The 17,561-nt window shown below is 44.8% G+C and carries 16 protein-coding genes; 11 read left to right on the top strand and 5 right to left on the bottom strand.

Annotated elements, in window-relative coordinates; translation table 11 throughout:
* The first annotated feature begins 20 nt into the window (after positions 1–20).
* Complete coding sequence (locus ACMA1I_RS08980; RefSeq protein WP_337067974.1) at positions 21–1,004, top strand: pyruvate dehydrogenase complex E1 component subunit beta; 984 nt, start codon at positions 21–23, stop codon at positions 1,002–1,004.
* 33 nt (positions 1,005–1,037) lie between these two features.
* Here the strand turns inward: ACMA1I_RS08980 and ACMA1I_RS08975 are convergent, their stop codons facing one another.
* Complete coding sequence (locus ACMA1I_RS08975; protein WP_337067973.1) at positions 1,038–1,985, bottom strand: YihY/virulence factor BrkB family protein; 948 nt, start codon at positions 1,983–1,985, stop codon at positions 1,038–1,040.
* Between the two features lie 270 nt (positions 1,986–2,255).
* Positions 2,256–2,972, bottom strand: coding sequence for a class I SAM-dependent methyltransferase (locus ACMA1I_RS08970; protein ID WP_337067972.1), 717 nt, complete (start codon positions 2,970–2,972; stop codon positions 2,256–2,258).
* A 225-nt stretch (positions 2,973–3,197) separates the two neighbouring features.
* Here ACMA1I_RS08970 and ACMA1I_RS08965 point away from each other — a divergent pair, with 225 nt between their 5' ends.
* Positions 3,198–3,734, top strand: coding sequence for a DinB family protein (locus tag ACMA1I_RS08965; protein ID WP_337067971.1), 537 nt, complete (start codon positions 3,198–3,200; stop codon positions 3,732–3,734).
* 572 nt (positions 3,735–4,306) lie between these two features.
* On the opposite strand, the gene ACMA1I_RS08960 is transcribed toward ACMA1I_RS08965, so the two are convergent.
* Together ACMA1I_RS08960 and ACMA1I_RS08955 are read right to left on the bottom strand one after the other, a co-directional pair.
* On the bottom strand, positions 4,307–4,921 hold the full coding sequence (locus ACMA1I_RS08960; RefSeq protein ID WP_337067970.1) for a hypothetical protein: 615 nt from the start codon (positions 4,919–4,921) through the stop codon (positions 4,307–4,309).
* 473 nt (positions 4,922–5,394) lie between these two features.
* Positions 5,395–5,883 carry a hypothetical protein gene (locus tag ACMA1I_RS08955; protein WP_337067969.1) on the bottom strand — a complete coding sequence of 163 codons (489 nt, stop codon included), beginning with the start codon at positions 5,881–5,883 and terminating at the stop codon, positions 5,395–5,397.
* Between the two features lie 218 nt (positions 5,884–6,101).
* Here ACMA1I_RS08955 and ACMA1I_RS08950 point away from each other — a divergent pair, with 218 nt between their 5' ends.
* Entirely contained in the window at positions 6,102–6,575 is a 474-nt protein-coding gene (locus ACMA1I_RS08950) for a nucleoside deaminase (RefSeq protein ID WP_337067968.1), read from the top strand.
* Between the two features lie 298 nt (positions 6,576–6,873).
* Here the strand turns inward: ACMA1I_RS08950 and ffh are convergent, their stop codons facing one another.
* Complete coding sequence (gene ffh, locus ACMA1I_RS08945) at positions 6,874–8,208, bottom strand: signal recognition particle protein (RefSeq protein WP_337067967.1); 1,335 nt, start codon at positions 8,206–8,208, stop codon at positions 6,874–6,876.
* 295 nt (positions 8,209–8,503) lie between these two features.
* Here ffh and ACMA1I_RS08940 point away from each other — a divergent pair, with 295 nt between their 5' ends.
* From ACMA1I_RS08940 to pseG, 8 genes are all read left to right on the top strand, one after another.
* The gene (locus ACMA1I_RS08940; protein ID WP_337067966.1) at positions 8,504–9,124 is read left to right on the top strand and encodes an START domain-containing protein; all 621 of its coding nucleotides are present in this window, start codon (positions 8,504–8,506) and stop codon (positions 9,122–9,124) included.
* A gap of 285 nt (positions 9,125–9,409) precedes the next feature.
* Positions 9,410–10,816 carry a glycosyltransferase family 4 protein gene (locus ACMA1I_RS08935; protein WP_337067965.1) on the top strand — a complete coding sequence of 469 codons (1,407 nt, stop codon included), beginning with the start codon at positions 9,410–9,412 and terminating at the stop codon, positions 10,814–10,816.
* Positions 10,817–11,117: 301 nt separating this feature from the next.
* Positions 11,118–12,137, top strand: coding sequence for a UDP-N-acetylglucosamine 4,6-dehydratase (inverting) (pseB, locus tag ACMA1I_RS08930; protein ID WP_337067964.1), 1,020 nt, complete (start codon positions 11,118–11,120; stop codon positions 12,135–12,137).
* A gap of 217 nt (positions 12,138–12,354) precedes the next feature.
* On the top strand, positions 12,355–13,554 hold the full coding sequence (gene pseC / locus ACMA1I_RS08925; RefSeq protein WP_337067963.1) for a UDP-4-amino-4,6-dideoxy-N-acetyl-beta-L-altrosamine transaminase: 1,200 nt from the start codon (positions 12,355–12,357) through the stop codon (positions 13,552–13,554).
* A gap of 1 nt (position 13,555) precedes the next feature.
* On the top strand, positions 13,556–14,440 hold the full coding sequence (locus ACMA1I_RS08920; RefSeq protein ID WP_337067962.1) for an aldo/keto reductase: 885 nt from the start codon (positions 13,556–13,558) through the stop codon (positions 14,438–14,440).
* On the top strand, positions 14,440–15,231 hold the full coding sequence (locus tag ACMA1I_RS08915; RefSeq protein WP_337067961.1) for an SDR family NAD(P)-dependent oxidoreductase: 792 nt from the start codon (positions 14,440–14,442) through the stop codon (positions 15,229–15,231). Before ACMA1I_RS08920 ends, ACMA1I_RS08915 begins: the two co-directional genes overlap by 1 nt.
* A complete protein-coding gene (locus ACMA1I_RS08910) occupies positions 15,225–16,073 on the top strand; it encodes a glycosyltransferase family protein (RefSeq protein WP_337067960.1) in 849 nt (282 codons plus the stop codon). The genes ACMA1I_RS08915 and ACMA1I_RS08910 overlap by 7 nt, the downstream gene beginning before the upstream one ends.
* Positions 16,066–17,556 (top strand): UDP-2,4-diacetamido-2,4,6-trideoxy-beta-L-altropyranose hydrolase, encoded by a 1,491-nt coding sequence (pseG, locus tag ACMA1I_RS08905; protein WP_337067959.1) that lies wholly within the window; start codon positions 16,066–16,068, stop codon positions 17,554–17,556. The genes ACMA1I_RS08910 and pseG overlap by 8 nt, the downstream gene beginning before the upstream one ends.
* Positions 17,557–17,561 lie beyond the last annotated feature (5 nt).

The following is a 17,561-nucleotide window of genomic DNA, read 5'->3' as shown; positions in this document are numbered from 1 at the left end:
AAGAGAAATAAACATCATATATGCGAAGTATACAGTTTAGAGAAGCCCTGCGCGAAGCCATGAGCGAAGAAATGCGCCGTGACAAGAGCGTTTATCTGATGGGTGAAGAAGTGGCCGAGTACAATGGCGCCTACAAAGTTAGCCAGGGAATGCTTGACGAATTCGGTCCGGAGCGTGTTATCGACACTCCCATCGCAGAACTTGGTTTTGCAGGTATCGGCGTTGGATCAGCCATGAACGGCTTGCGCCCCATTATTGAATTTATGACCTTCAACTTCTCGTTGGTGGCTATCGACCAGGTAATTAACTCGGCTGCCAAGGTAATGTCCATGTCTGGTGGTCAGTACAGTGCCCCTATGGTTTTCCGTGGTCCTACAGGTAGTGCCGGTATGCTGTCTTCGCAGCACTCTCAGAACTTTGAGAACTGGTTTGCGAACACAGCCGGTCTTAAAGTAGTAGTACCATCTAATCCTTACGATGCAAAAGGTCTCCTAAAAACCGCCATCCGCGATAACGACCCTGTTATTTTTATGGAGTCGGAGCAGATGTACGGCGACAAAGGCGAAGTGCCTGAAGAAGAATACCTGATTCCGATTGGAGTAGCCGACGTGAAGCGCGAAGGTTCTGACGTAACCATTGTATCTTTCGGTAAAATGATGAAAGTAGCCCTGGCTGCTGCTGAAGAACTTGCCAAAGACGGTGTAAACGCAGAAGTAATTGACTTGCGCTCTGTTAGACCAATTGACTATAAAACACTAGTTGAGTCTGTAAAGAAAACCAACCGCATGGTAGTAGTAGAAGAAGCCTGGCCTCTGGCCTCTATTTCTTCTGAAATCGCCTACCACATTCAAAGCAACGCTTTCGATTACATGGACGCTCCTGTAAAACGCGTTACTTGCCGCGATGTGCCGCTTCCGTATGCACCTACGCTTATCGAAGCTTCTTTGCCAAACGTAGAACGTACTATCGAAGCTGTAAAGCAAGTAATGTATAAAAAAGCTTAAGACTTTACATAAGCAGAAAAGGGGGATCTCTAATTAAAGAGTTCCCCCTTTTTTTTCGTGCCTTGCCTCCCCTGTCTCATCCGATTCGATTTCTTCTATACGAACCCTCACCGCGTTATCCTGCGGCTCTATCCTGCGGTCGTGGATTCTGGAGTAGACTTGTGTAAACTCGGCCCCCAGCAAAAAAATGATGGAGGTATAATACACCCATACCAGTATCAGCACCAGCGAGCCGGCCGCCCCATAAGTATCGGCCAGCGGATCGTGCCGGAAGTAAATATTAAGCACGAACTTGCCTATAACAAAAAGCAAAGCTGTAACAGTGGCTCCGACCCACACATTCATCCATTTTATTTTAGCATCGGGCAAGACCTTGAAAATAACAGCAAAAATAAGGACGGCAATAAGAATGGAAACAGCGATGTTGGCTGCCGTCATAAAATAGATGGCTATGCCAGATAGCTCCTGCCGCAGGTAATCATTTATGATGCCCAGCACCACATCTAAGGAAAGAGAGACAAGCAGCAGGAAACCCAGGCTCACCACCATTGCCAGCGATACCACCCGGTCGATAATCAGTTTTAACCAGCCTTTCTCTGGCTTCGCCTTCACCTTCCACATGGCGTTGAGGGAATCCTGCAAAGCCACAAACACAGTGGTGGCAGAAAAGATCATGGTGGCGACACCGATAATAGTGCCGATAGTGCTCGACTCCGACTGGCTGGCATTTTGTATGATATTTTGAATTTGCTCCGCGCCCTGGTGCCCCACTATGCCACTGATCTGCTTTACAACCTCTCCCCGCACCGCCTCCTGCCCAAACACCGCACCAGCAATTCGAATCGTGATGATGAGAACTGCAGGCAGCGAGAATATGGTGTAAAAACCGATGATCGCAGCATAATCCAAGGGTCTATCCTCAGCAAAGTCCTTGAATGTTTGCTTCGTGATATTCCAGGTGTATTTTACTTTCTCGTTCATTCGCAGAGATGTGCCAAGTTAGCTCAGAGCAAAACGCTTGTTGCCAAGCCCTTTGAGGCAAAGGAAGCTCCGCTTATGCATACGATACTTTTATATTCAGGATGGTGTCATACCAGTGGAGCAACTCGTGAAGCTTTTCGTAAACCCTTTCCTTATCTGAGCCCAAAATGCCTCCGGAAGGGCATTTTCATTAGAATAATTCAGTGTGGAATTTTCGTCTGCTGCCACAAAACATATTATGAAGGTTTAATAAGGACACCTGTGTTTTAGTTAATTTTCAAAGGTAAGCTTCGCCAGGTAGTTGCCTTCCTCTCCTTCATAAAGCAATTCGAGGGAAAAACCTTGTTCTTGAGCATAATCTTGTAGGATGGCAGCATCTACAAAGAGCCATTTGAACCAACCAGTGTGGTGCCCTTGATAGTGCATGTTGTACATTACCTCCCCATAGTAGCCTGCGTTCAGGTCCAGCAACACACTTCCATCTTCTTCCTCAAACATATAAAGAATATCAGACGACTCTAGGAGCACCTGCCCTCCGGGGCGTAGCAGCGTGCGGGCGTGCTTCAAAAACCGAGATAGGCCCAGCAGGTCGCCAGCAATGCCAATGCCGTTCATAAGCAACAGCAGCGTATCAAATTTTTGCTCCTGCAGCTGCCAGACATCCTGATGCAGGACCTGCTGTACTCCTCTCCTCCTCATTACCTCTACGGCACCCTCCGAAATGTCGAGGGCAGTAACAGGCAGGCCTTTTTCCTGCAGCGCCAGGCTGTGGCTACCGGCTCCGGCTCCAATATCCAGCACAGCGCCGTGGCAGGCCGCCAGCGCCAGTTGTTCCAACTCTGGCATCTCGCCATGGTTCCGGAACAGGTAATCTACCGGCATGATGTCGTCTTCGGTAAGGTTGCTTTCTACTATTATTTCGGCGCCAGTTATCCCACGCATTTTATCCAGGAGAGCAGCTCCAATAGGATCTTGTTTATCTTCCATAAGTAAATTAAAGTACAAATCTACCGCATTCTTGCTCTAATCCGAAACGCTTCTTAAAACGTATTAGCAGTAGAGGCAAATGATCCTAACATGCATTAAAACCACAATGTTAAATCTATGCCTGCCGCCATTTCAGATTTGCATTTTACATTAAATATATCTTAATTTATATATATTCAGTGAACTGACTTTAATGATGACATTTACCCATACTCCTATTCGCTGATGAACCTAATCCTAGAAGCTAAGTATTTGCAGCTCGAAAAATCCCGGAATAAGCTCTTGGACGAACTTGAGCACATTGAACCAGTTATTCTGAACACTCCCTGCGTGGAAGAAAAGTGGTCTATGGCGCAGATTGTGGCGCACCTGGTGCTGGTGGAGGAATTTACACTTAGTTACATGCACCGAAAGTTACAGGAACCTGATCAACTGGAAAATGCCTCACTTTCGCATTCGCTCAAGTCCCTTCTTCTTAAAGTTGCTCTTAAAACCAACCTTAAATTTAAAGCTCCTCCCAGAGTAGCAGAAGTTCCGGAACAGGTATGTCTCCAAACTATCCGGAGTAAGTGGGATACCATCCGGTTCAAATTAGAAGACCTGCTGACCGACCTTACCCCCGAGCTCCTTGAGAAATGCCTTTTTAAGCACCCTTACGTAGGGCCTCTTACTGCGTCCCAATGCCTCAGCTTTTTGCAAGATCATTTCGACCACCACGCTGCCCAAATAAAGCACCTAAAGCAAGCCCTTCATCAGGAGTAGTTACTTACCTTTTCAACTATCCTCAGCTGGTTTTTGACCTTTTTCAGGTTCAGAAAAGTTAGATCGCTAGCTAAACTAGCTCCGGTTTATGCTTTGCCTGCAGCCATGGCTGTTCCTTTTGTTACTCACTCCGTTTCCTAAGTGCAGGGCTCTTGCCGTGATTAAAAGCCTTGTTGCAAATGTCTGCCTTTAAGCCAACTATATGCTTCTTAAATCGCACAAATTATTCTAATGAAAATAGCCTTCCGGAGGTTTTTAAACAATTTTAGGCATTAGGGTTGATACAATATAGGGTAAGCATTCAGATTATTTTTGAGCTGGGAAGGGACTATTTTGTATATTTGTGCGTTCTGAAACGGATACAAAATAACTGACTACAGCTTATGTCTAAACTAAAAAGTAGCCTTAAAAAACTTGGCATCGCCGGATTCCTATTCTTCTTTATTAAAGGTCTGATCTGGATTTTTATTTTCTTGGGAGGCGCTAAACTAATTTTTGGATAGATCTCAGGTTACCAGTTACCACTCAAATTTCATTATATGTGAAGAGGAAACAGGTGCTGCTGTCAGATTTTAGGATTCTTTTGTTTCCGGTGCTTCTTCCTCTTCTTCAGCACTCGTTCTAAGGGCATAATATTCCATCTGTAGCGCTTTTATCCGAACCTGGTCTTCAGTGGTTACGCCAGCATATACCTCTTCCTGCCGCTTTGTGAGCTCCTGATAAACTTCGTTGGCCATTTTCCAATCCTGCTCTTCCCATTTTTTGCAGCGAAGCCGCACATTGCTCATAAAGGTGGCATACGCCTGCCAAAGGCTTTCTGATGTAATATTTGAGGTATCGGCAGCATCTTCTAAAAGGTCGTTTCTCCATTTGTCTTTCAAACGAATTCTGGCCTGCGCTTCGTGCACCTCCTCATATTGCTGCTTTAGCTGCTTATATTCCTGTTGTTGTTCTACTGGTAACTTATGCAGCTGCTGGTCAAGATGAGCTGTTTTGGCTTTGTAAGCAGCGTTGTTTATCTGCCAGCTTTCATTTGTCTGGATCTCAGGCTGCTCTTCCTGGTTGGCTATCCATGCCTTAAAGTCCTGGTAATCTCTTTTCAGTTGCTGCTCTTTGGTTAGGGCACAACCGCTTAGCACTAATAGGCAAAGCAGAACAGGTACTAAAAGAATACTGGCTTGTTTCATAAGTCAAATATAAGCAAGACTTTTATCTACCTTATTACGAGCAGAACCAGTTTTTGATTTTTTGCTGCAAATCCTTCAGTCAAAGCTTATTTATTTTCCCGATCATTCTGTTAACCTGCACCGGGAGGCGCGTTTACAGAAGATGATTCTTTGGAAGTAGAAACATTAGCTAATTAGCTTTACTGATTTTTTTAGAATGATATATTAAAAGCACTATCAGAATTAAACATCTTTTTATATAACTCGTAAAATAAAGTATCTAAAAAGTTTTATCCCCAATGATGCTTATAGAGATATAAGCAGGATGAAAGCTTCTTCAAAGCTTAAAAGCTATGCCCACTAATGTTAAAGGCATTGCAAGAAAAAAGCGAGGAAAGAAAAAGGCAGCACAGGTTTTAACCTATGCTGCCTTTTTCTTTTATGACCTTAAAGCACTATAAATAACCAACTCCTCTACTGCCCTAGCTGCCGCTTTACAGTTTTCGCTTATTGGTATCTCTTCTTTCCTCAAAAACAAGAACTTCTGCTCCGGCCGTGATGGTAGACAAAACCAACTGGCTCGGCAAAATGCGTGCAATCTGCCAACGGTAGGCAAGCGCACTCCGAATGGCGCGGCCATCTACCTGGGTTACCTGTACACCAATGTATCCTTTGTTTTCGTCGAGTTCCCACACGCCTTCCTCTACAACCTCCGGGCCATTTACAGCGTTTGGTATATCATTTTCCTGTATCAGGCGGTATGTCTTGTCCGGATGAAAAGTGAGAACAAATTTCGGCACTGGCCGCACGGATACAAGCTCTTCCTCGTCTTGTACAAAACGTTCCCGAAGTATCCAGATTTTCGACAGCTCTGCCACAGAGTCGTGGCTGGCATGTGTTTTTGGTTCATGCAACGGTAAGGCGCTGCCTACCGTTAAGGGGCTGGCAAAAAGCCACAGCAAAAGCAACAATATGGGTGTCATAGCTTTTTATTTTTGCTTCTGTAAAGTTAAAAATTAAGCTAAATTCAGGTTAGTTTCCATTTATAACGCTCAAACCTCCTTAAGTGATACAGCAGGTAACTATAGTTTCAGCTACAGCAGCTGCCGGTTGTACGATCGCTATCAAAATCAGCATTTGCCGTACCTGTAATGTATGAAAAAGAGTGCTGAGCTTTTTAACCTATATAACACTACAACAAATGAAGGACCAAAAAGAGTTTATGCGCGAAGCAATTCGCCTTTCCATAGAAAAAATGAAAGCGGGTTTTGGTGGCCCGTTTGGTGCCGTGGTGGTGCGAAACGGAGAGATAATAGCGCGTGGGTTTAATAATGTGTTGGCCTCTAACGATCCCACTGCCCATGCAGAAGTTGACGCCATCCGAAAGGCCTGCCAGGTGTTAGGCACTTTTCAGCTGACCGACTGTGAATTATATACCAGTTGTGAGCCTTGCCCTATGTGTATGGGAGCCATTTATTGGGCCCGCCCCAGCAAGGTATATTATGGCAACACCAAGGCAGATGCCGCCCAAATCGGGTTCGACGACCAGTTTATTTATGATGAGCTTGATAAACCGCTCCCTGAACGGCAAATACCCATGGAGCAACTCCTGCGAGAGGAAGCATTGGCTGGATTTGAGGCATGGCAGCAACTCGAAGACAAAAAAGCCTATTAATTTGATGTGCTATTGCTTAATGTATTGATGTGCTAGAATTAGCAGATTGATGCTTGATTAGAAGCTTGGTAAATAAACTAGTAGTGTGGCTTCAATAAGGATAACTCCATCACTCTTTCTTACCCGAAGTCCTGTATCTGGAAAAAATCTGGCATCAAACAGGAGTTGTATCAGCAGAAAAGCAGATAATCTTAGGGCTAAGTTTTACTAAAATAAATCTTGTCAAGCCCAAAAACAGCAGGGGCTGCACCATATGTGATGCAGCCCCTGCTACTATTAAAAACGATGGAGTTACAAATTACTTGCCCATCATTTTGGCAAGGTTTGCCAGACCACCTGGTTTGCCTGCCATTTTGTTCATAGAACGCATCATTTTGCGCATGTCGTTAAACTGCTTCATCAGGTTGTTTACCTGCTGAATATCGGTGCCACTACCTTTAGCTATACGGGCACGACGACTACCCGAAATTACATCTGGGTTCTCGCGCTCGTATGGAGTCATGGATTTGATAATGGCTTCGATAGGCTTAAAGGCGTTTTCATCTATCTCTACATCTTTCAATGCTTTGCCTACACCAGGTATCATGCCTACCAGGTCCTTGATATCGCCCATCTTCTTGATTTGCTCCAGCTGCGTAAGAAAGTCGTCGAAGTTGAACTGGTTTTTGCGGATCTTCTTGTTGATACGTTTTGCCTCGTCTTCGTCGAAGGCTTGCTGTGCACGCTCCACCAGAGAGATCACGTCGCCCATGCCCAGAATACGCTGCGCCATTCTGTCCGGGTAGAACAGGTCCAACGCCTCCATCTTCTCACCGGTAGAGATAAACTTAATCGGCTTCTCTACTACAGACCGAATAGAAAGGGCTGCACCACCGCGGGAGTCACCGTCGAGCTTGGTAAGTACCACGCCATCGAAGTTGATGCGGTCGTTAAAAGTCTTTGCTGTATTCACCGCATCCTGGCCAGTCATGGAGTCTACCACAAACAAGGTCTCGGTTGGCTTTACGGCACGTTTGATCTCGGCAATTTCATTCATCATCGCCTCGTCCACGGCCAAACGACCTGCAGTATCGATAATGACGATTTTCTTATTTGTCTTTTTGGCGTGTTCAATGGCATTCAGCGCAATCTGAACTGGGTTTTTATTATCCAGTTCGGTATAGGCCTCTACACCTACCTGCTCTGCCAGCACCTGCAGCTGGTTAATCGCAGCCGGGCGATACACGTCGCAGGCAGCAACCAGTACATTGCGGTTTTGCTTTTTAAGAAAGCTGGCCAGCTTGCCTGTAAAAGTAGTTTTACCAGAACCCTGTAACCCTGCAATCAGCACGATGGCCGGATCGCCTTTGATGTTGATGTCCTGCTTTTCTCCACCCATCAAGGCTGTCAGCTCCTCGAACACGATTTTAACCATGAGTTGGCCCGGTGACACAGCGATTAATACATCGCGGCCCATGGCCTCATCTTTAATTTTATCGGTGACCGTTTTGGCAACTTTATAGTTTACGTCAGCATCTACCAGGGCACGGCGTACCTCTTTTATGGTCTGCGCAACGTTGATTTCGGTAATGCTTCCCTGGCCTTTCAGGGTTTTGAAGGCGCGGTCTAACTTGTTACTTAAATTATCAAACATCTCTTTTTCTGGATTTACCTACAAAAATAAGGATTTTTCTTTTTATATGATACTGGTGCCAGCCAAAGCTTGGTGGTTTGTCGTCAAAAGTTTAAACGAAAATTGATTTTTGCCTGGCGTTGACGCGTTAGCTCCTGCCTTATGAACTTATCTTCCTGCTGTTTAAAATCAACAGGCCCCTGAGTAACTGGGTTTAAATAGTGGAAGGAACATAGTTTTGCCTAAATTTTCGTACTAGCATTAGCGTTGAATGTTTATGCTACCCTAACTACTTACTATTTAATTAAGTTGGCAAATGAGAAAAGTATTTTTGTTAGCTGTGCTGTTATTACAGCTTATTATTACCAATGAGTTAGTAGCCCAGGATAACTGGGAACTGAAAAAAGATGAAAATGGCATAAAAATATACACCCGAAAGCTTGCTCATGAGAAACTGAAAGAAATCAAAGTGGTTTCGGAACTGCAGGGTACACCGGAGCAATTAGTAGCCATTATCATGGACGTGAACAATCTTAAAAACTGGGTTTATGGCATTAAAGAAAGCAGGCTGCTCAAGAAAATCGATAATAGTTCCGTTATTTACTACAATGTAGCCGATTTACCCTGGCCTGTGAGCGACCGCGATATGGTGCTGCAGCTAACCGTAAAGAAGGACCCGGCCACTAAGCAAACTTACATTCAATCCAAAAGCCTTGACGATTACATGCCCCATCAGAAAGGAAAAGTGAGGGTCCCGTACTCTAGTTCATCCTGGAAAATTTCGCCACTGACAGACACCACTTTAATAGCTGAATATGTTTTTGGAGTGAACCCAGGAGGCTCTTTACCTGCCTGGGTGGTCAATACGGTGGCAACCACTGGTCCTTATAACTCCTTCGAAGCGTTAAGGAAGTTAATGGAAGACCAGCCCTTGTAGGAATAAGAAGCTGTAATTATGCCTATTGTCTGGTTTAGCCAGGAGTACCAACCTCTTTTTACAGTCTTCTGCTGCACTTTTACAATCATTAAAAAATATAGTAACTTTAAATTTCTGTAATTCCGGGTTCAGACAGTATGCCTAAGAATTCGTACAGCCTTAAAACTTCCTTCTAAAATAGGATTATTGGCTATTTAACGATGAAAAATGGCTCGCATGGCAGCTCATGAAGCTACAGCAACGAAAGTTCCGAATAAACATTTACTTGTTTCTGCCTAACCTTATGTGAGCACAGCTAATAGAGACGAAAGAGGCTTTAACCGGCAGAATATCTTTACAAACCAGAAACTAAGATTATCAGGCTTAAAATTGAAATCACAGGACCAACTACAACTGCTCTTCCTCTCCTACTACTGGCCTCCTTCCGGCGGACCAGGTGTGCAACGAGGCCTTAAGTTTGTGAAATATTTTCCGCAGGCTGGCATTTGGCCTACTGTGCTTACCGTAGATGAGAAACAGGCCTCTTACCCCCTGCTAGACGAAACTTTTTTGAATGAAGTGCCTCAGGAACTGGAGGTGCACCGCACCGCTACCTCTGAGCCATTTGAGTATTACAAAAAGCTATCAGGGAAAAAAGAAATTCCATATAGTGGCTTTGCCAATCAGCAAGGAAAAGTTTCTTTACTCGATAAAGTGTTTAAGTTTGTGCGGGGCAATCTCTTTATACCCGATGCGCGGGTTGGATGGAACAAGCACGCCCTTCGGAAGGCAGAGGAATTGCTGCAGCGTGGGCAATATAGCGCCATTCTAACCACTAGTCCGCCACATTCGACCCAACTTATTGGTCTGGAGCTGCGGAAAAAGCATAACATAAAATGGATTGCGGACTTGCGTGACCCCTGGACAAACATACACTACTACGACCAACTCTACCACACTGCCCTGGCCAAGCGCCTCGACCAGAAATACGAGCGGCAGGTGCTGGAGCAGGCAGATGCTGTAATTGTTACCAGCGAAGATACCAAGCGCCTTTTCCTGAACAAGCCGATTGGCATCGATCCAGACAAAATTCATGTTATTCCGAATGGATACGATGACGATGACTTTATATACCCCTCGGCTTCACCGAAAGATTCCTTCCTGATTACCTACACCGGCACCATTACCGAAACCTACAACATAGACGTATTTCTGAAGGTGCTGGCCCACCTGCGGTCGGTGCACCATGAAATAAATTATAAGTTACGTTTTGTGGGGAAGGTATCGGAAGGTGTGCGCACGCGGATAGAAAAGGCGGGCTTAATTGGCATCACCGAGTTTGTACCGCATGTACCGCACACTAGAGCCATACAATACCTTATGGAGAGCACTATTCTCTTACTGGCCATAGCCGATGTGCCCCATGTCTTCGCAAACGTACCCGGCAAACTGTTCGAGTACCTGGCGTCGAACAAACCTATTGTTTGCCTTGGCCCTGTTCATTCCGACACCGATCGCATTATTGATGAATGCGGTGCAGGCCGGTTGTTCCATTACACAGCCTATGAACTCATGCTGGACCACATGACGCAAATGAGCAAAGCCTGGCTTTTAAATCCCAACCTCGACCTGCCACTAATAAACCACACCCGCTACTCCAGGCGCTACCTTACCGAGCAGCTTGCCGGTGTCATTAGAGACTTGGTAGATTAACCGGCTCCGGCATCTTTACCAGTTTCAAGATATTAAGCTAGACGGTAGCACCAGAGTTAGCGAAAGGGCTAGAGCATTTTATGGAAAATATGTCTTTTTTACCTCCGGAAGGCTCATTTTATTGGAATAATTTGTTAGGTAGTATTACAGGTGGTGGTATGGCTCGACGGCAAGAACAGGTGAGTGAAGGCTGCAGGAAATAAGCGTTTCAGGCATTTCTTAACAATAGTGGAAATTCTGTAACTTGCAGCCCCTAAAGGTGACTTTTTGCACCAAAACGTATTAAGATTTATTTTATAGAATGGCATTAGACCTTAATCATAAAGCAATCCTGGTAACGGGTGGCACAGGTTCCTTCGGGAAAAAGTTTGTGGAAATGGTATACAAGCAATTTCCGCAGGTAAAGCGCCTGGTAATTTACTCCCGCGATGAGCTCAAGCAGTTTGAGATGTCGCAGAAATTCCCGCACAGTAAATACCCTTCTATCCGGTACTTTATTGGTGATGTTCGCGACGGAGAACGTTTTAAGCGGGCTTGTGAAGGCATAGACATTATTGTACACGCTGCTGCCTTAAAGCAGGTACCTGCTGCAGAATATAACCCTATAGAGTGCATTAAGACCAATGTGTTGGGTGCAGAAAATGTAATTAATGCTGCGCTAGACTGTGGCGTAAAAGAAGTGGTGGCGCTCTCTACCGACAAAGCCGCTGCCCCTATCAACCTCTATGGTGCCACCAAACTCTGCTCCGATAAGCTATTTGTGGCAGCCAACAACATGAGAGGGAAACGAGACATCCGTTTTTCGGTAGTGCGCTACGGAAATGTAATTGGCTCACGCGGCTCCGTAGTACCTTTTTTTCTGAACAAGCGAAAAGAAGGAGTTTTGCCGATTACCCACCCCGACATGACACGGTTTAACATTTCGTTGGAAGAAGGCGTTGAGTTGGTGTTTCATGCGCTTGGGAACCATTGGGGAGGAGAAATCTTTGTACCCAAAATCCCTTCTTACCGCATTACAGAAGTTGCCGAAGCCATAGGCCCCAACTGTACGCAAGAGATTGTAGGCATCCGCCCAGGCGAGAAACTTCACGAGGAAATGATTACTGAAACGGACTCCCTGAACACAGTAGAACTGGCCAAATACTATGTCATTCTTCCTTCCACTCCTATCTGGAAAACCGAGGATTTCTTGAAGGCACACGATGGCAAAATGGTAGAAATGGGCTTTAAGTATAATTCCGGCACAAACAACGAGTGGCTAACAGTAGAACAGCTACGTGACCAGATTCGCCAGCACGTCGACCCGGCTTTTACGGTTTAAATGGTACTGGCGGAGAGCCATAAGCGGCTCCTTAACTTCATCGCGGCTTTTCTAATACAAGTTAGCACAATGGGCTAGGGGAAAGCTTTCTTGGCCTTTTGATGTTTTATATTAACATAGCTCAGGAAGGCCAAATTCATTCGAAAAATTACATAAGAGCCTTCTAGGCTACTTCCCCGGGTTTTACCTTATATTCAATTTAACATCACCTAAAGAAATGAAAGACCAGCATCCGCTACAGCAGCCTATACCTTATGGACGGCAGCATATTACAGAGGCAGATATAGCCGCTGTAGTAGAAACCATGCGGTCTGATTTTCTGACACAGGGGCCGCAGGTAGCTGCCTTCGAAGAGGCTTTTGCCAGCTATGTTGGCGCCCGATACGCGGTGGCCGTAGCCAACGGTACAGCTGCACTCCATTTATGCAGCCTGGCTTTAGGCGTTACAGAAGGCACCCGCGTTATAACCACGCCCATTACGTTTGTGGCCTCAGCCAATTGTGTGTTGTACTGTGGCGGCTCCATTGAGTTTGCTGATGTGGATCCTGATACTATCCTACTGGATATCCAACATATCCGTCGCCTTCTCGAAAGTAAACCTCCAGGGTACTATAGCGGCATTATACCTGTTGATTTTGGAGGGAACCCTGTTCAGCTGCAAGAGCTTAGGGAGCTCGCCGACCGGCATAGCCTGTGGATTATAGAGGATGCCTGCCATGCCCCTGGTGGCTACTTTTACGATGACCAAGGGGAAAAGCAACTCTGCGGCAATGGCAAATATGCCGACCTAACTATTTTCTCCTTCCATCCGGTGAAACACATCGCCACAGGTGAGGGCGGTATGGTCACGACCAATGATGAAGCACTGTACCGGAAACTGCTACTTTATCGCACCCACGGCATTACAAAAGACCCGGACCTGTTGCAAGAAAACCACGGTGGCTGGTATATGGAGATGCAGGAACTAGGTTACAATTACCGAATTTCTGACATTTTGTGCGCCCTTGGCCTCTCTCAATTGCAACGCGCCGATGAAGGCCTCCTCCGCAGAAAGGAACTAGCCCACAGGTACGATCAGGCTTTTGGGGAGGTACCGGAGATCAAACTGGTGCAAACAGCCGCATCCGCTACAGGTTTGGCTGGCGACACAGGCCATGCCTATCATTTGTACATCATCCAGATACAAGATCGCAAAGGCTTGTACGACTACCTGCGACAGCACCAGATTTTTGCTCAGGTCCATTATATTCCGGCTCATACCATGCCTTACTATCGTAGGCTTGGTTACCAGAAAGGAGATTTCCCGGTTGCAGAACACTACTACAGCCAATGTTTAAGCCTGCCACTTTACCCCACCCTATCGGATGAAGAGCAGGATTTTGTAATTGAAAAAGTGAAGGAGTTTTTTCAGAAATAGCATGACATTACCTTCTCTTAGTCAAAAAATGATAGTGGGCACTGTGCAGTTTGGTCTGCACTATGGCATAAGTAACAGCAAAGGTCAGGTTTCCAGAGAGGAGGTTTGTCAGATATTAACCCATGCACATGCAAAAGGAGTAACTACCCTCGATACAGCAGCAGCCTATGGAGAAAGCGAAGAAGCTATTGGTTTTGCTTTGCGAGAAACAGGACTTTCTTTTAATATAATTTCAAAGTTGCCGCCTGTCAAATCAGTTGGAGAAGTTCGACGGGAGCTAGAAAAATCGATGGTAAAGTTAGGCGTACAGAAGCTAGAAGGCTACTTGCTGCACCATTTTAGCATCTACAAAAATACTCCTTTGGTGGTGCAAGAGTTGCTTAAACTGCAGGAAGAAGGATTGATTGGGTCTATAGGCTTTTCACTCTACCACCCCAAGGAAGTCCAGGAAATTTTAGATCAGTTGGTGCCTTGCCAGTTGGTTCAGTTTCCTTACAACTTATTTGACCGACGCTTTGATCAAGTACTGGATAAGCTGAAAGATCAGCAGATTGAGACGCATGTGCGGTCTATTTTCCTTCAGGGGTTATTTTTTATGAACCCCAGCGAGCTAGGTATTCATTTTTCAGGAGTTAAAGACAAAATAGCTAGCCTGCAGCATATGGCAAGGCGAATGAAAATACCGTTGCACACCCTCCTTTTAAGCTTTGTGGCAGCACAGCCCAACATCGATAAGTTTGTAATTGGCATAGATAGTTTAGAATCACTCAGGAAAAATCTGGAAGGTTTCTTACCTGCCAGTCAAATACAGGAGACAGCTGCTGCATTAGCACCGTATACTGTAGAAGACGAAGATATTTTGCTCCCTTTTAATTGGAAATTCTAATGCAAAGGTCCTTAGACACTCTTTTTTCGCTTAAAGGTAAAACCGCCTTGGTAACAGGAGGCTATGGCCACTTGGGCAAATCCATTAGTCTGGGCCTGGCTGAAGCTGGAGCAACCGTGTATGTGTTAGGAAGAAATGAAGAAAAATTTAAATTAGTTTTTCCAGACCAGGAGCTGCTCAAACTAAAGTTCAGGTACTGTGACATTTCTATTTCTGAAAGTATACTTGGCGCTATTGCTGGAGTAGCGGAAGTAGAGGGTAAAATAGATATTCTAGTCAATAATGCCTTCTATTCGGCTGGTCAGAGCCCTGAAAATCTAACAGATGAGCAGTGGGCCTTAGGCATTGATGGAAACCTGAACAGTGTGTACCGGTGCATCAGGGAAGTAATTCCGTATATGAAAAAGCAAGGTGCCGGGCGCATTATAAATGTTGCTTCGATGTACGGTGTAGTTTCACCTGATTTTACAATTTACGAAGAAAGTCCTGCTTCGCTTAATCCACCCCACTATGGTGCAGCAAAAGCAGGTGTTGTACAATTAACAAAGTATTTTGCCAGCTACCTGGCACCACATGGCATCACTGTAAATGTGGTCAGCCCTGGACCTTTTCCAAACGAGCTGGTACAACAAGACAAGGGCTTTGTAAAGAGGCTGAGTAAGAAGAACCCAATGGGCCGAATCGGAAAACCAGAAGAACTGAAAGGCGCCTTTGTGTTTTTTGCCTCCGATTCTTCTTCTTTTGTTACAGGTCAGAATCTGTTGATAGATGGAGGCTGGACCATATGGTAAAAGAAACAATTGGTGCTATTATCCAGGTAAGGCTGGGATCTGAGCGTCTTCCTCAAAAAGCGTTGCTGCCGTTACCCTTTAGCGGCGGGCCAACACTACTGGAACATGTGGTTAGTCGGGCAAAAATGAGTTACCACCTTCACCATATTATTGTAGCCACAACCACAGCCCCTGCCGATGATCAGATTGCTGAATTTTGCAAAAAAAAGGGTATTGTATATTATCGCGGGGAGGAGCAGGATGTACTTGCTCGTTTCTTTGCAGCCGCGTCTGCATACGATTTGTCTACCATCGTTCGTTTAACTGGCGATAATCCTTGTGTATCAGCAGAAGTAATTGATTATGCCATTGAACATCATTTAAAAACAGAGGCAGCTTATACACGCACAGAAGGATTGCCCTTAGGCACAAATGTGGAAGCCTTTTCCTATAAAGCCCTACAGCAGGCGCATCAGTTGGCAAAGGCACCATTTGAAAGGGAACATGTAACCCCGTTTATGTATAGCGCTAAAAGCAATCGGCCTATTCAGCTTATCAATATGTCAGACTCTGTTCCGACTGAATTAAAGCACCTGCGACTTACAATAGATTACCCGAGCGACTATGCCATGATAAGCCTTCTGTTTGAAAAAGTACAAGCAGATTTTACTTCCTTCTCAATTCAAACACTAAAGGCTATCTTACAAAATTGGCCATGGCTCGCCCAAATTAACGCCTCAAATAATCAGAAAAAAATTTATAACTCTGAGCAAGATGAATTGGCAGATGCTGCTCGTTTACTACAACAGGCAGGAATGGATTCGAGTGCAAACTATATCCTTTTAAAAAACAGCCGTGACTAATAGCCAAAGAATAATAATTAGAGCAGATGGTAGCAGCCAGATTGGCTTAGGTCATGTAATAAGGTGTTTGGCGCTGGCACAAATGCTTCAGGACAAGTTTAAGGTGTTTTTTGCCATACAGCAACCTGATGCTTCGTTGCAAGAACAAATTAAAGCAGTAGGCGCTACTTTGATTAATCTTCCTTCAGAAAATAACTTACTCCATGAAGCGCGTTTTTTAACAGAGCATGTCTTAAGATCTACTGATGTAGTAGTGTTGGACGGCTATCACTTTGAAACCAACTATCAAAAAACTTTAAAAAGTAAAAACTGTGCCCTGCTTTGCATTGACGATACATGTGCTTTTCCTTATGTTGCAGATGTTGTCCTAAATCAGGCAGGTGGTATATTAGCGAACGTCTATAACACTGCTTCTTACACCCGGTTGCTGCTGGGACCCAATTTTGCCTTACTTCGCCCTCCATTTCTGGTAGCTTCGAAAGAGAGTCGCCCTTTTCCTGTTCCACAACTGCATGTACTACTAAACTTTGGTGGGGCTGATCCACAAAATTTTACGCTGCAGGTAGCAAAGAGGTTATATAAAGTTCCAGGCATTGGGCACCTACACCTTGTAGTTGGCAGCGCCTATCTTTTTAGACCGGAGCTTGAGGAATGGCTGCAAGACAAGTCGCAGGTGGAGTTGCACCATAATTTATCGGCAGATGCCATGTGTAAGATCATGAAGTTATGTGCCATAGCTGTTACATCTGCCAGTGGAATAGCCTACGAATATGCTGCAGTAGGAGGTTTATTATTCATTAAGCAGACCGCTGGTAATCAGAAAGGTTTATATAACTATTTGATAAATAGCGGTCTTGCATCTGACATAAATATGCTTCCTCAAATTATATCTGAAGCTTGGCTAATGACTAGTTTTGAGACCAAAGTTGCGCTACAGCGACAAACTTTTGATGGTCGTAGTGGTGACAGGATACTACAAGTGATGGAAACACTTGCCATGATATCACAGGTGACTTTACGGAATGTTATGGAAGAGGACATGCTGGTGATTTTTGATTGGTCAAACGATCCAGAAGTTCGGCGTCGCTCCTTTAACAGCAAACCTATACCATTAGAAGGTCATAAAACTTGGTTTAATCTAAAACTTAAACAAAAAGATGCCTATTTGTATATTGCTGAAGTAAATGGAGTAGCAGCCGCGCATATACGGTTTGAAGTAGCGGAAACAATAGGTGTTGTTAGTTACATGATTAGTAGGGAGTTTAGAGGAAAGGGCCTGGGACATAGTGTATTGTTAAAAGGAATAAAAAAATTACTGGAACAACGACCAACTATTACCAACATAGAAGGACTGGTACAAAAAGACAATCAGGCCTCTGTCAGAGCTTTTGAAAAAGCTGGTTTTGAATATGCCGCTCCTGATCCTAAATACCCACATGCACACAGATTTGTACTGCAAACAAAACAGACTTTCAACTCTTGAATTTA

This window comes from Pontibacter sp. 13R65, from assembly GCF_047525655.1.
In the GTDB taxonomy this organism is placed as follows: Bacteria; Bacteroidota; Bacteroidia; order Cytophagales; family Hymenobacteraceae; genus Pontibacter.
The sequence above is the reverse complement of the archived record's forward strand: the minus strand, read 5'-3'. Positions and strand labels throughout refer to the sequence as shown.